This window comes from Zestomonas carbonaria (assembly GCF_904061905.1).
Taxonomy (GTDB): domain Bacteria; phylum Pseudomonadota; class Gammaproteobacteria; order Pseudomonadales; family Pseudomonadaceae; genus Aquipseudomonas; species Aquipseudomonas carbonaria.
Window position 1 is genome coordinate 1 of the sequence record NZ_CAJFCI010000042.1, and the last position, 14,118, is coordinate 14,118.

At 67.5% G+C, this 14,118-nt stretch carries 14 protein-coding genes; 8 read left to right on the top strand and 6 right to left on the bottom strand.

From position 1 onward, the window contains the following. Positions 1-51: 51 nt before the first annotated feature. A complete protein-coding gene (locus tag PSEWESI4_RS10500; protein WP_187671154.1) occupies positions 52-864 on the bottom strand; it encodes an ATPase in 813 nt (270 codons plus the stop codon). A gap of 373 nt (positions 865-1,237) precedes the next feature. On the opposite strand from PSEWESI4_RS10500, the gene PSEWESI4_RS10505 reads away from it, so the two are divergent. Then, positions 1,238-1,510, top strand: coding sequence for a hypothetical protein (locus PSEWESI4_RS10505; protein ID WP_187671228.1), 273 nt, complete (start codon positions 1,238-1,240; stop codon positions 1,508-1,510). 24 nt (positions 1,511-1,534) lie between these two features. On the opposite strand, the gene PSEWESI4_RS10510 is transcribed toward PSEWESI4_RS10505, so the two are convergent. Further along, positions 1,535-2,524, bottom strand: a complete 990-nt coding sequence (locus tag PSEWESI4_RS10510) for an NAD-dependent epimerase/dehydratase family protein (RefSeq protein ID WP_187671155.1) — start codon at positions 2,522-2,524, stop codon at positions 1,535-1,537. Positions 2,525-2,683: 159 nt separating this feature from the next. Further along, positions 2,684-3,574: a LysR family transcriptional regulator ArgP gene (locus tag PSEWESI4_RS10515; protein ID WP_187671156.1), complete on the bottom strand. Its 891-nt coding sequence runs from the start codon at positions 3,572-3,574 to the stop codon at positions 2,684-2,686. Between the two features lie 95 nt (positions 3,575-3,669). Between PSEWESI4_RS10515 and PSEWESI4_RS10520 the strand changes: the two genes are divergently transcribed. The 4 genes from PSEWESI4_RS10520 to PSEWESI4_RS10535 all read left to right on the top strand — a co-directional run bounded on the left by PSEWESI4_RS10520 (position 3,670) and on the right by PSEWESI4_RS10535 (position 6,600). Continuing rightward, on the top strand, positions 3,670-4,077 hold the full coding sequence (locus PSEWESI4_RS10520) for an ACT domain-containing protein (protein WP_187671157.1): 408 nt from the start codon (positions 3,670-3,672) through the stop codon (positions 4,075-4,077). A 5-nt stretch (positions 4,078-4,082) separates the two neighbouring features. Further along, positions 4,083-4,685, top strand: coding sequence for a LysE/ArgO family amino acid transporter (locus PSEWESI4_RS10525; protein ID WP_187671158.1), 603 nt, complete (start codon positions 4,083-4,085; stop codon positions 4,683-4,685). Between the two features lie 278 nt (positions 4,686-4,963). Further along, a complete protein-coding gene (locus tag PSEWESI4_RS10530; protein WP_187671229.1) occupies positions 4,964-5,806 on the top strand; it encodes an EamA family transporter in 843 nt (280 codons plus the stop codon). A 212-nt stretch (positions 5,807-6,018) separates the two neighbouring features. Next, positions 6,019-6,600, top strand: coding sequence for a superoxide dismutase (locus tag PSEWESI4_RS10535; RefSeq protein WP_187671159.1), 582 nt, complete (start codon positions 6,019-6,021; stop codon positions 6,598-6,600). Positions 6,601-6,651: 51 nt separating this feature from the next. Here the strand turns inward: PSEWESI4_RS10535 and PSEWESI4_RS10540 are convergent, their stop codons facing one another. After that, positions 6,652-6,816: a hypothetical protein gene (locus PSEWESI4_RS10540; RefSeq protein ID WP_187671160.1), complete on the bottom strand. Its 165-nt coding sequence runs from the start codon at positions 6,814-6,816 to the stop codon at positions 6,652-6,654. Positions 6,817-7,056: 240 nt separating this feature from the next. Between PSEWESI4_RS10540 and PSEWESI4_RS10545 the strand changes: the two genes are divergently transcribed. Beyond that, positions 7,057-9,126, top strand: coding sequence for a putative bifunctional diguanylate cyclase/phosphodiesterase (locus tag PSEWESI4_RS10545; protein ID WP_187671161.1), 2,070 nt, complete (start codon positions 7,057-7,059; stop codon positions 9,124-9,126). A gap of 316 nt (positions 9,127-9,442) precedes the next feature. Here PSEWESI4_RS10545 and PSEWESI4_RS10550 read toward each other — a convergent pair whose 3' ends face one another. Both PSEWESI4_RS10550 and PSEWESI4_RS10555 read right to left on the bottom strand, forming a co-directional pair. Further along, positions 9,443-10,342, bottom strand: coding sequence for a GIDE domain-containing protein (locus PSEWESI4_RS10550; protein WP_187671162.1), 900 nt, complete (start codon positions 10,340-10,342; stop codon positions 9,443-9,445). 2 nt (positions 10,343-10,344) lie between these two features. Beyond that, positions 10,345-10,917, bottom strand: coding sequence for a LemA family protein (locus PSEWESI4_RS10555; RefSeq protein ID WP_187671163.1), 573 nt, complete (start codon positions 10,915-10,917; stop codon positions 10,345-10,347). 190 nt (positions 10,918-11,107) lie between these two features. On the opposite strand from PSEWESI4_RS10555, the gene PSEWESI4_RS10560 reads away from it, so the two are divergent. Next, entirely contained in the window at positions 11,108-12,448 is a 1,341-nt protein-coding gene (locus PSEWESI4_RS10560) for an imelysin family protein (protein WP_187671164.1), read from the top strand. 249 nt (positions 12,449-12,697) lie between these two features. After that, the gene (locus tag PSEWESI4_RS10565) at positions 12,698-14,116 is read left to right on the top strand and encodes a di-heme oxidoreductase family protein (protein WP_187671165.1); all 1,419 of its coding nucleotides are present in this window, start codon (positions 12,698-12,700) and stop codon (positions 14,114-14,116) included. The last annotated feature ends 2 nt before the right edge of the window (positions 14,117-14,118 follow it).

The window sequence follows — 14,118 nt, forward strand, 5'->3', positions numbered from 1 at the left end:
CCCCCCCGTAGCCCGGATGAAATCCGGGAAACCCGCCTCTCGGGCTACCCCTCACTGCCGCGCATTGAGCTGTTGCTGAAGGTTCTGCATCTGCGCTTGTAGCGCGCTGATGTTGCGCGTCATCTGCGCGCGGAAGGCGTCGAATTCGGCGGTGTTGTTCTGCGCGCCACGGTTTTCCTGTTCGCTCTTGAGGATCAGCAGGTCCTGCTCCAGGCGGCTGATCGCCACGTTGGGATTGCCCTGCTTCTTCAGCGCCGCGACATCGCCGACGAGCGACTTCACCTGCTCGGCGAGCTTGCCCTGCTCGCCCTGCGCGCTTTTCAGCGCCGCCTGCTCGCTGGCCAGGCCCTGCAGCTTGCTGTCCTGCTTGCCGACAGCATCCTGCTGCGCCTTGAGATCGGCGGTCAGTTGCTCGAAACGCTTGCCGTGGCTGCCCTGCTGGCTGGCCAGGTTCTGCACCTGCCCGCTCAGCTCGGCCAGCTTGCTGTCCAGTTGCTTGACCTGCAGGCGCAGCGCTTCGCTGCCGCTGGTGACGCTGGATTCGGTGGCCACCACCTTGCCGGAGATGTCCTGGATGCGCCCGGCCGCTTCCTCGCTGATCCGCGCGAAGCTCTCCTGGGTCGCCACCAGTTGCTGACCCATCAGCTCGATCTGCTGGTGGCTCCACCAGCCGAGCCCGCCGAGGGCGATCACCAGGGCGCCGACCAGCGCCCACAGCGGCCCGGTGCTGGCGCTCTTGACCACCTTGCGCTGGGTGGCCGGCTCGTAGTCGTTCTGGCCGGCGTGACGGCCGAAATCGTGATCCCTCACATCGGTGGTCAGGCTGGGCACGCTGTCCAGCTCATCGAGTGCATCGTTACGCATGACAAAACCTTCGGAAGATACGCGCCAGGCGCGAGATGCCGGCCAGTATACCGGCTCGGGACGTCCCCTTCAGGACCTGTTCCACTATCCGCTTCGCGCCGGCACGGTGCGGGGCGCACTGCCACGGGGCAGTGCCGGTCCACATCGACAGCCTGGAGGCCGCGAAGTTTCGTCGCCGGAACGTTGGTACGGCATTTGCTGAAGCCTTGGCCTGGGCGTCCGGGGGCGCCTTGCAAGGAGGCACCCGCGCGGATCGGCCACCAGCCGTCCGCCTCGCCGGTCCAAGGGGGGAGCCTTGGGGCCGGTCTTCTTCGAGCGTTGTACGGACGAACGACTCGAAGCCTTCTTTCCTGATGTAGAGGGGGCTATGCGTATGGAACTGACCAAGGCTGTACTCGACTGCATGCAAGCGCTGCGGCGGCGCTTGCGGGAAGAACAGGGCGTGGATATCCGCCTGAGCCAACCCGGCGCGATCAAGGCCATGCTCACCGCCTGCGCCGAGTCGCAGGTCGACGAGACCCGCGCGCTGGGCGAACGCCTCGGCGAACTCAGCGGCATCCAGTTGGCCCCACCGCCTCCGCCGGCCCTGAGCGAAGAAGAGCTGATCGCCAAGTACACCCGCTACGCCGGTCCGCTACGCGGCTGAGGCCATCGCCCTGGGCGGGGCTCCTCAACCGTGCTGGGCGCGCCACCAGTCGCAGAACTCGTCCAGCGCGGTCCACAGGCTGACTCGCGGCTCGTAGTCGAGGTATTGGCGGGCGCGGCTGATGTCCAGGGAGAAGTCCCGCGCCATCACCGCCATGCCAAGGCGGAACAGCGCCGGCTCGGGACGCCCCGGCAGCAGCTTGCAGACGCCTTCGTTGAGCGTCGCCAGCCCGTAGGCCAGGCCGAACGGCAGGTGTCGCTCGACCGGCGGCAGCTCGAACTGCCGCAGCACGTAGTTGACCACGTCCCACAGCGGCACCGGCGCGCCGTTGCTGATGTTGTAGACCTTGCCGAGTGCCGGTCCGGCCGCCAGCAGGCAACTGAACAGCGCATCGTTGAGGTTGTGGATGCTGGTGAAATCGACCTTGTTCAGGCCGTTGCCGATGATCGACAGGCGCCCCTTGCGGTGCATGGCGATCAGTCGCGGGAAGATACTGGTGTCGCCGGCACCGGTGACGAAGCGCGGACGCAGGGCGATCACCTCCAGGCCGAACTCGCTGGCGCCGAACACCTTCTGCTCGGCCAGGTACTTGGTCGCGCCGTAGTGGTCGACGAATTTCCCCGGCACCTGCTCCTCGGTCAGCCCGACATGGGAGCGGCCATCGAAGTACACCGACGGCGACGACAGGTGCACCAGGCGCCGCACGTCCTGCTTGAGGCAAGCTTCCACCACGTTCTCGGTGACCGTCACGTTGGCCTGGTGGAAATGCTCGTAGGTCCCCCACACGCCGACCGCGCCGGCGCAGTGAACCACCATGTCCATCCCCTGGCACAGGCGCTGGACCAGCGCCGGATCGGACAGGTCGCCCTGGATGAATTCGGCGCCGCGCTTGACCAAGTGCTCGACCGCCTCCCGGCGGCGCCCGTTGACCCGCACCTCCAGCCCCTGCTCCAGGGCGAAACGGGCGAAGCGCCCGCCGATGAACCCGCTTGCGCCGGTGACCAGGATCTTCATGGCTGATTCCTTGCTGTTGTTGTGACGCCGATCCTAGCAGCGCCGCCCGGCGACCGCGCTGGCGCAGCGAGCCAAGCGACTGGCTGTCGCGCGATGGGTATCGTCGCTACGCTCCTCGACCCATCCTGCGGTCGTCTTGCCACGGCGATAACCAAAGCCTCACACCTGCACCAGCCATCGCCCGGTGTACTTCTCCAGGTGCCGGGTCAGGCTGGCCAGCAGCTCGCCGCCGTTGCGCCAGTGATGCCAGTACAGAGGCACGTCGATCACCCTGCCCGGCAACAACTCGACCAGTTCGCCGCGTTCCAGCTCGCCCCGCACCTGCTGCTCCGGCACGAGGCCCCAGCCGAAGCCGCCGGAGGTCAGGCGCACGAAGCCTTCCGAGGACGGGCACAGGTGGTGGATGAAGCCGCCCTCGCCTCCCAGCATGGCGAAGAAACGGTGCTGCAACTGGTCGTCCGGCCCGAACACGATGGCCGGCGCCCTGGCCAGCGCGGCCGCCGTCACCCCAGCCGCGAAATGCCGGGCGACGAACGCCGGGCTGGCCAGCGCCCGGTAGCGCATCGCCCCCAGCGGAATGCAGCGCGCGCCGGCCACCGGCTTGTCGCCGGCGCACACGCAACCGGCCACATCGCCGGCGCGCATGCGCTTGAGGCCGACGTCCTGGTCCTCCACCACCAGGTCCAGCAGCAGCCCGCGCTCGGCGCAGAAGTCGCCCACCGCGCGCGCCCACCAGGTGGCCAGGCTGTCGGCGTTCAGGGCGATGCGCAGGCGTTCCGGCAGCCCGCCCTCGTCCAGCGCCGGTACCTGGTCCTGCAGATCGCGTTCGAGCAGGCGCACCTGCTGCACATGGTTGAGCAGGAGGCGGCCGATCTCGGTCGGCGCCGGCGGCGTGGCACGCAGCAGCACCGGCTGGCCGACCCGCGCCTCGAGCAGCTTGATGCGCTGCGAGACCGCCGATTGCGACAGGCCGAGAGCCTGCGCGGCACGCTCGAAACCGCCCTGCTCGATCACCGCGGCCAGGGCGGCGAGCAGTTTGTAGTCGAACATCGATTTTCCTAATGATACATATGGATAATTCGTTTTCCTTATACACCTGGCCACCGCAGACTCGCCACATCCCCCGTTCCACAAGGATGGCCACCATGGCTGGCGAAACCTCCCTCTCCCTGCTGCTGGGCAGCATGTCTCCACGACTGAATCCCGGCGACTACGTGTTCTGCACCCTGGCCGACGCCGCCGCCCTGAATGGCTGCGTCCCCCTGGGCAGCCTTCGCGAACGCGAAGGGCTGACGGTGATCCTGGACAAGGCCGAGGCCGATCGCCTGGGCCTGGCGTACGACTACATCGCCGCCTGGATCACCCTCGAAGTGCACTCCTCGCTCGCGGCGGTCGGCCTCACCGCCGCGTTCGCCAGCGCCCTGGCGCAGGCTGGCGTCAGTTGCAACGTGGTCGCCGGCTACTACCACGACCACCTGTTCGTCGCCCGCTCCGACGCCGAGCGCGCCCTATCGACACTCCGCGCCCTCGCCGCGCACTCCCGGCCGGAGTGACGAGCATGTGGCAGAGCTACCTCAACGGCCTGCTGGTCGCCGCCGGCCTGATCATCGCCATCGGCGCGCAGAACGCCTTCGTCCTCGCCCAGAGCCTGCGCCGCGAGCACCACCTGCCGGTGGCCGCGCTGTGCGTGCTGTGCGATGCGCTGCTGGTGACCGCCGGGGTATTCGGCCTGGCCACCCTGCTGACCCAGAGCCCGCTGCTGCTCGGCATCGCCCGCTGGGGCGGCGCGGCCTTCCTGCTCTGGTATGGCGCCCAGGCGCTGCGTCGCGCCCTGTCCCCGCAGGCCTTGCAGGGCGCGACCGACGCCGGCCCACGCTCGCGCCGCGCGGTGCTGCTGGCCGCCCTGGCGGTGACCCTGCTCAACCCGCACGTGTACCTGGACACCGTCCTGCTGATCGGCTCCCTCGGCGCCCAGCAACCGGAGCCCGGCGCCTACGCGCTGGGCGCAGCCAGCGCCTCGGCCCTGTGGTTCTTCGGCCTTGCCCTCGGCACCGCCTGGCTGGCGCCAGTCCTCGCGCGACCGGCCACCTGGCGCCTGCTCGACCTGGGCGTCGCACTGATGATGTTCAGCGTGGCCTGGCAACTCCTCGGCAAGCCATAGCCAGCACGAACGGCCGTCGTAGGGTGCGCCGTGCGCACCGACCCAGTGCCGCGTCACCATTCACTCTGGAACACCGAGCCCCGGTAAGCGGTGCACAATACGGCGCACCCTACGGGAAAAATCGATGTTTCCCTCGGCTTTTGCAGGATGGGCTATTGCACTGGGTCCCCGCGAACGCGGGGACCCAATAAACAAGCCTCGCGAGCAGCGTTCACTCCTGCGAGGCCGGTCTTGCCGGATGCTATCCTCGCCCGCTCGTAGCCCCAAGGAAGCCGCCCCTGGACACCCCCGTATTCCTCGCCGTGATGGCCGCCGCCGCCCTGCATGCGGGGTGGAACGCGCTGCTGAAGATCGGCCTCGACCGTTTCCTCACCGCCTCGCTGATCCAGATCGGCGCCGGCCTGCTGGCCCTCGCCGCCCTCCCCCTGGTGGCCATGCCCAGCGCCGCGGCCTGGCCGTGGATCGTCCTCTCGGCGCTGCTGCACATCGGCTACAACAGCTTCCTCGCCCGCGCCTACCAGCATGGCGATCTCGGCCAGGCCTACCCGATATCGCGCGGCAGCTCGCCGCTGATCGTCGCCCTGCTGTCGGTCCTGCTGCTGCACGACAGCCTGTCCGCCGGCCAGCTCGCCGGGCTGCTGATCCTGGTCGCCGGCATCTGGCTGATGGCCCTGCGCGGCGGTCACAGCGGCCGGCTGGAAAATGCGCTGCTGTTCAACGCGCTGATGACCGCGCTGTTCATCGCCGGCTACACTCTGGCCGACGCCGCCGGCGCGCGGGCCAACCGCGACGCGCTGTCCTATTCGCTGTGGCTGTTCGCGGTGAACGGCGTGGTGATGGCCTGCGTGATCGCCTTCCAACGCGGCCCCCGGGTGTTCCGCCAGCTCGGCGCGTACTGGCGCAGCGGGCTGGCCGGCGGGCTGATGTCGATGGCCGCCTACAGCATCGTCATCTGGGCCATGACCCAGGCCCCGGTGGCGCTGGTCTCCGCCCTGCGCGAAAGCAGCGTGGTGTTCGCCCTGCTGGTCGGCTGGCTGTTCCTCAAGGAGTCGCTACCGGTGATGCGCCTGCTCGCCTGTGCGGTGATCGTCCTCGGCGTGGTGCTGATGAAGCTCGCCTGAACGCGGCCTGCGAGGTCGGGAACAGGCTCTGAGACGGGCTTTCCCACACAGAAGCTGCGTGGTTATGACGCAGGTCGGGTGCTATGATCGGGGGCCCGCGGCAACGAGTAGAAAACTACCGCCGCACTTCTGGCCGCCCGTGAACGGCCTCGCAGGTGGCCGGTCGAGCCTGACACGACCGTCCGCCAAGCCCAGACCTGAGGAGATACACCATGGCTTTTGAATTGCCGCCGCTGCCGTACGAGAAAAACGCTCTCGAGCCGTACATTTCCGCCGAAACCCTGGAATACCACTACGGCAAGCACCACAACACCTACGTGGTCAACCTGAACAACCTGGTGCCGGGCACCGAGTTCGAAGGCAAGACCCTGGAAGAAATCGTCAAGACCTCCTCCGGCGGCATCTTCAACAACGCCGCCCAGGTGTGGAACCACACCTTCTACTGGAACGGCCTGAAGCCCAACGGCGGCGGCCAGCCGACCGGCGCCCTGGCCGACGCGATCAACGCGGCCTTCGGTTCCTTCGACAAGTTCAAGGAAGAGTTCACCAAGACCGCCATCGGCACCTTCGGCTCCGGCTGGGCCTGGCTGGTCAAGAAGCAGGACGGCTCCCTGGCCCTGGCCAGCACCATCGGCGCCGGCTGCCCGCTGACCAGCGGCGACACCCCGCTGCTGACCTGCGACGTATGGGAACACGCCTACTACATCGACTACCGCAACCTGCGTCCGAAGTACGTCGAGGCGTTCTGGAACCTGGTCAACTGGGACTTCGTCGCAGCCAACTACGCTGCCTGATCCCCGGCCCCAGGGCCATGAAGAAACCCGGCAATGCCGGGTTTCTTCGTTTTACGCGGTCGCACTGCGCAACCGCAGGCGCCCCCAGGCCCAGCCACCGACCGCCACGGCACCGATGGAAAGCACCGCCCAGGCGATACCCAGCGCCTCGCCGCCAGCCGCTTCCGCCAGTGGCGCCACACCGGACATTGCGATAAACAGACATAGCCTCTTCATCCCCCATCCCCTCCCAAGGGCGGAGCCACAGCCTTCGCGATGCCTGTGCCAGGTGGAAAGCGGCAAATGGCATTCAAGTCGCCGCGATTCGCACCGACACAGTGCAAGAGACGATACGGACGTTTGGGCCGTGCGCAGACGGGAGTCGAATGATGGCTAATGGCCCTTTGACTGCAACCCGCTGTTTGCCAATACTCACAGGCGGTCGCACCCCGCCGGCACCGAACAAGGAATAGGCATTTGAAGCTGGAACCCGGACACAGCTTGTCGCTGAAGTTGCTACGCGTGGTGCTGCTGTCGGCCCTCGCCGTCGGCGTGGTGCTCAGTTGCGGGCAAATCACCTTCGACGCCTACAAGACCCGCTCGGCGATCGCCAACGATGCCCAGCGCATCCTCGACATGTTCCGCGACCCCTCGACCCAGGCGGTCTACAGCCTGGACCGCGAAATGGGCATGCAGGTCATCGAGGGCCTGTTCCAGAACGAAGCGGTGCGCCATGCCGCCATCGGCCATCCCAACGAACCGATGCTGGCGGAGAAGAGCCGCGAACTGTCGTCGCTGCCGACCCGCTGGCTGACCGACCCGATCCTCGGCCAGGAAAAGACCTTCACCATCCCGCTGATCGGCCGCGCGCCCTACAGCGAGTACTACGGCGACCTCGCCATCACCCTGGACACCGCGCCCTACGGCGAGGACTTCGTCACCAGTTCGGTGATCATCTTCATCTCCGGCGTGCTGCGCGCGCTGGCCATGGGCCTGGTGCTCTACCTCGTCTACCACTGGATGCTGACCCGCCCGCTGTCGAAGATCATCGAGCACCTGACCAGCATCAACCCGGACCGTCCCAGCGAGCACAAGCTGCCGATGCTGCGTGGCCACGAGAGCAACGAACTGGGCCTGTGGATAAACACCGCCAACCAGTTGCTCGCCTCCATCGAACGCAACACCCACCTGCGCCGCGAGGCGGAAAACAGCCTGCTGCGCATGTCGCAGTACGACTTTCTCACCGGCCTGCCCAACCGCCAGCAACTGCAGCAGCAGCTCGACCAGATCCTCACCGACGCCGGCCGCCTGCAACGCCGGGTGGCGGTGCTGTGCGTCGGCCTCGACGACTTCAAGGGCATCAACGAACAGTTCAGCTACCAGACCGGCGACCAGTTGCTGCTGGCCCTCTCCGACCGCCTGCGCAGCCACAGCGGCCGCCTCGGCGCCCTGGCGCGCCTGGGAGGCGACCAGTTCGCCCTGGTCCAGGCCGACATCGAGCAGCCCTACGAAGCCGCCGAACTGGCGCAGAGCGTGCTCGACAACCTCGAGGAACCGTTCCGGCTCGACCAGCAGGAAGTACGCCTGCGCGCCACCATCGGCATCACCCTGTTCCCCGAGGACGGCGACAGCACCGAGAAGCTGTTGCAGAAGGCCGAGCAGACCATGACCCTGGCCAAGAGCCGCTCGCGCAACCGCTACCAGTTCTACATCGCCAGCGTCGACAGCGAGATGCGCCGCCGCCGCGAGCTGGAGAAGGACCTGCGCGACGCCCTGGCCCAGCAACAACTGCACCTGGTCTACCAGCCGCAGGTCGACTACCGCGACCACCGGGTGGTCGGCGTCGAGGCGCTGCTGCGCTGGCAGCACCCGCAGCATGGTTTCGTCGCGCCGGACCTGTTCATCCCGCTGGCCGAGCAGAACGGCACCATCATCCCGATCGGCGAATGGATTCTCGACCAGTGCTGCCAGCAACTGCGCGAATGGCACGACCTGGGCTTCAGCGACCTGCGCATGGCGATCAACCTGTCCACCGTGCAACTGCACCACTCCGAGCTGCCACGGGTGGTCAACAACCTCATGCAGGTCTACCGTCTGCCACCACGCAGCCTGGAGCTGGAAGTCACCGAGACCGGCCTGATGGACGACATCACCACCGCCGCCCAGCACCTGCTCAGCCTGCGCCGCTCCGGCGCGCTGATCGCCATCGACGACTTCGGGACCGGCTACTCGTCGCTGAGCTACCTGAAGAGCCTGCCGCTGGACAAGATCAAGATCGACAAGAGCTTCGTCCAGGACCTGCTGGAAGACGAGGACGACGCCACCATCGTTCGCGCCATCATCCAGCTCGGCAAGAGCCTCGGCATGCAGGTGATCGCCGAAGGGGTGGAGACCGCCGAGCAGGAGGCCTACATCATCGCCCAGGGCTGCAACGAGGGTCAGGGCTACCTGTACAGCAAACCGCTGCCCGCCCGCGACCTGACCCAGTTCCTCAAGCAGTCCCGCCGGCTGAGCAACGCCTCCAATCCCAATCCGGCAACGCTTTGAGCCCTGTAAGCCGATAAAAACGCTGGAGGCGAGAAGGCTGGACGAAAAAGCGGTCCGCTCTGGTAGGGTGCGCCGCGCGCACCGATGAGGAAGCGACACCTGATCCTTCCCGGCGAAACGCCGTGCGGGCTCCCGAGTAAACGGTGCGCGCAGCACACCCTACCTGTGTCACCCCGGCCCTGTAGCCCGGATGAAATCCGGGGGTAGCCGGCACCCTCGCCTCCCGGATTGCATCCGGGCTACTCCGGCGGGAGATGTTCCGCGTAGGGTGGGCTTCAGCCCACCAATGAGGCGGAACGCCGCCCGGCCCACCCAGCTAGAAGTGCCTGATCCCCAGCAGCCAGGCCGTGGCCAGTGCGCCGCAGAGGCACAGCACGGCGCCAGCGGCGGCCTGCCAGTAGAGTCCCCGGGCGATCTCGTCCTCGCCGGCGTTGGCGAGGATGAACGGGCGCGACTCGCCCGGCCTGGCCATGCGGTTCATCGCCGGCTGGGCGCTGACCTGGCGGTGGCGGTCCTCGGCCTCGAGCTGCGCGGCGAGACGCACGCGGTTCCACTCCGTCTCGTCGAGATGGCCATTTCCGTCGTTGTCGAAACGCTGCAACAGGCCGGCGAAGTCGCCCTTCCACTCGCGGATCACCGCCCGTTGCGCGGCCTCCAGGTCGAGCCCCTGGCGCCCGCCGCCGAGCGTGCGGAAGTCGCCGATGGCGTACAGCGGCTGGCCGACATGCAGGCGCTCTTCGACATAGCGATAGCGCTTGCCGCTCGACAGCCAGCCGAGGAAACCGGTCCGCGCCGGCCCTCGCGGGTGGCGCAGGTTGCCCTCCCAGGCCTCGCGCACCACCGGCCGCACCTCGGCCCCGCGCGGGTCGATCAGGCACTCGCCGGTGCCGTCGTTGAGCCGCAGCCAGGCCTCGCTGGTGCCACTCTCCACCGGCCGCCAGCGCTTCTTGTTATCGCTGGACTGGTATTCCTCGATGCGGAAGCGCCACCACACGCAGGGCTTGCCGGTCAGCGGGCCATGCACCTGAACCTCGGGCAGCTCCTCCAGCACGCCATACAACTCGACGTATCCCTGGGCCGCCGAACGGATCTTCGAGGTCGGCGTATCCAGCAGATGGCGCGCCTGCGACCAGCGCCGCAGGGTCCACCAGCCGCCACAGAGGCTGGCGCCGACGCTGAAGGCCAGGGAAACGGCCAGACCAGCGAAATCTTCCATGCTCAGCCGAACAGCGACTTGAGATCGACGTCAGCCTTCTCCGCCTCGCTGAACTCCAGCAGTTCGGCCGCCTTGAAGGCGAACAGGCGGGCAATCAGCACGTCGGGGAACTGCTCGACGCGCACGTTGTTGAGGTTGACCGCCTCGTTGTACAGCTCGCGGCGGTCGGCGATGCCGCTCTCCAGCCCGCTGATGCGCTGCTGTAGGTGGCGGAAGCTGTCGTTGGCCTTCAGCTCGGGATAGTTCTCGGCCAGCGCGAACAGTTGCCCGAGACCGGCGCGCAGGCCGCTCTCCGCCTTGCCCAGGGCGCCGACGTCATGCTGCTCGCGGGCATTGGCCACGGCGGCGCGGGCGGCGATCACCCGCTCCAGGGTGGCCTGCTCGTACTGCATGTACTGCTTGCAGGTCTCCACCAGCTTGGGCAGTTCCTCGTGACGCTGCTTGAGCAGCACGTCGATATTCGCCCAGGCCTTGCTCACCCCGTGCTTGAGGCGCACTAGGCCGTTGTAGAGGGACACCGCATAGGCGGCCAGAAGGACGAGGACGACGAGCAACGCGACTCCGGTCAGACTCATGCGGTTTTCTCCATTACGACGGCTATCGGACGCCGGCATTCTACAGGCAACGGGCCAGCAAGCAGCGGATATCGATCACGGCGCTGCGACATCACAGCCCTTTACACAAAATGCAAATCTTTCGCATTATGTCGCGGTTTTACGTGCGCCTTCGCGCGCTCACTCATCATCCGACGTAAAGGACCTCGCCATGATTCGTATGCCCCTGGCCTCCGCCAGCCTGCTGGCTATCGCCATTTCCCTCGCCGGCTGCGGCGATGACAAAGCCCCGGCCACCCAGGCCGCCGCGCCAGCCGCTCCGGCTGCCGCCAGCGCCCCGGCCGAAGCGGCCAGCGGCAAGATCGACGAGGCCGCCGCCAAGGCGGTGGTCACTCACTACGCGGACCTGGCCCTGGCCGTGTTCAGCGATGCCGCCAGCACCGGCAAGGCCCTCCAGGCCGCGATCGACGCCTTCCTCGCCAACCCCACCGCCGAAACCCATCAGGCCGCCAAGGATGCCTGGCTGGCCGCCCGCGTGCCCTACATGCAGACCGAAGTGTTCCGCTTCGGCAACGCCGTGGTGGACGACTGGGAAGGTCAACTGAACGCCTGGCCGCTGGACGAGGGCCTGATCGACTACGTCGCCGAAGGCACCGCCGAGGCCCAGGGCAACCCGGCCGCCAAGGCCAACATCATCGCCAACACCGAGATCCAGGTTGGCGAAGACAAGATCGACGTCAGCGAGATCACCGGCGAGAAACTGGCCGAACTGAACGAACTGGGCGGCTCCGAAGCCAACGTCGCCACTGGCTACCACGCCATCGAATTCCTGCTCTGGGGCCAGGACCTGCACGGCACCGAAGCCGGCGCCGGCGAGCGGCCGTACACCGACTACGTGGTCGGCGAAGGCGCCACCGGTGGCCACAACGAACGCCGCCGCACCTACCTGAAGGCCGTCACCGACCTGCTGGTCCAGGACCTGGACTGGATGGTCGGCCAGTGGCAAGCGGGCGTCGCCGACAACTACCGCGCCAAGCTGGAAGCCGAACCGGCGGAAAGCGGCCTGCGCAAGATGCTGTTCGGCATGGGCAGCCTGTCCCTCGGCGAACTGGCCGGCGAGCGCATGAAGGTCGCCCTGGAGGCCAACTCCACCGAAGACGAGCATGACTGCTTCAGCGACAACACCCACAACTCGCACTTCTACAACGGCAAGGGCATCCGCAACGTCTACCTCGGCGAATACAAGCGCGTCGACGGCAGCACCGTGACCGGTCCGAGCCTGTCCTCGCTGGTCGCCAAGGTCGCGCCGCAGGTCGACGAGACCCTCAAGGCCGACTTCGCCGATACCGAGAAGAAGCTGCAGGCCCTGGTGGACAGCGCCAACAACGGCCAGCACTTCGACCAACTGATCGCCCCGGAGAACGAAGCCGGTCAGCAGATCATCCGCGACGCCATCGCCGCACTGGTCAAGCAGACCAGCGCCATCGAACAGGCCGCCAGCGCCGTCGGCATCACCGACCTGCAGCCGGATACCGCCGATCACGAATTCTGATCGACGTCCGCGCCATCCAGCCGGCGCGACCCACGAGGTCGCGCCGGCTTTTTCTTTTGCGAGTTTTCATTGGTGGGCTGAAGCCCATCCTACCCGTGTCGACCCAGCCCTGTAGCCCGGATGCAATCCGGGCTACCCCAACAAGCGTGGCAGCCGCGACCTTTTGCCACCTGGGCCAACGCGAATTCATCTTATTTAAAACACGTTAGCCTGCTAAGCTTGCCCGCCCATACCTTCTGGATCGTCCCGATGCGCACCCCGCTCCGCCGCCTTTCGCTCCTGCTGCTGACCCTGGGTCTGGCGGCTTGCGACCAGGCGCCGCGTTTCGACCGGGCCGAACCCGGCGAGGCCCTGTCGGCCGGAGCTGCCAGCGTCCGCCAGTACGACCAGAATGCGTTTTCCCAGCCTTCGGCCAACCTGTCCGGCGAGCGGCGCCTGGACTTCGCCGTGGGCAACAGCTTCTTCCGCAATCCCTGGGTCATCGCGCCGTCCACCACCACGGCGCGCGACGGCCTCGGCCCGCTGTTCAACACCAACGCCTGCCAGAACTGCCACGTGCGCGACGGCCGCGGCCACCCGCCGAAGCCCGGCGCCAGCAACGCGGTGTCGATGCTGGTGCGCCTGTCGATTCCCGCCACCAGCGCCGAACAGGAACGCCTGATCGAACGCCTCGGCGTGGTGCCCGAGCCGGTCTACGGCAGCCAGTTACAGGACATGGCCAACCCCGGTTTCGCCCCCGAAGGCAGGGTCCGCGTCGATTACGAGACCCAACAAGTGCGCTTCGCCGACGGCCACGAAGTGGAGCTGCGCAAACCGATCCTGCGCATCGACCGGCTCGGCTATGGCCCTCTCCACCCGCAAACCCTGTTCTCCGCGCGCGTCGCCCCGCCGATGATCGGCCTCGGCCTGCTCGAAGCGATTCCCGATGAGGCCATCCTCGCCAACGCCGAGGCCCAGCGGCGCAGCGGCAGCGGCGTCGCCGGCCAGCCCAACCGGGTCTGGGACGACGCCAGCGGGCGGACCGTGCTCGGCCGCTTCGGCTGGAAGGCCGGCCAACCGAGCCTCGACCAGCAGAACGCCCACGCCTTCTCCGCCGACATGGGCCTGACCACCAGCCGGTTGCCCCACGACGAATGCACGGAGGCGCAAGCCACCTGTCGCGCAGCGCTCAACGGCGGCGTGCCGGAAGTCAGCGACAACATCATGCGCCTGGTGCTGTTCTACACCCGCAACCTCGGCGTACCGGCCCGCCGCACCGTGGACGATCCCCAGGTGCTGCGCGGCAAGGGCCTGTTCCACCAGGCCGGCTGCGCGCAGTGCCACACCCCGCAGTTCACCACCGCCGCCGATGCCGCCGAGCCGGAACTGGCGGGACAGGTGATCCGCCCCTACACCGACCTGCTGCTGCACGACATGGGCGAAGGACTGGCCGACGGCCGCCCCGAGTTCCAGGCCAGCGGCCGCCAATGGCGCACCCCACCGCTGTGGGGCATCGGCCTGACCGAGACGGTCACCGGCCATACCCAGTTCCTCCACGACGGCCGCGCCCGCAACCTGCTGGAAGCCATCCTCTGGCACGGCGGCGAGGCGGAGGCGGCCAGGCAACAGGTCCTCCAGTTCGACGCCGGGCAGCGCAGCGCGCTACTGGCCTTCCTGAATTCCCTATAAGG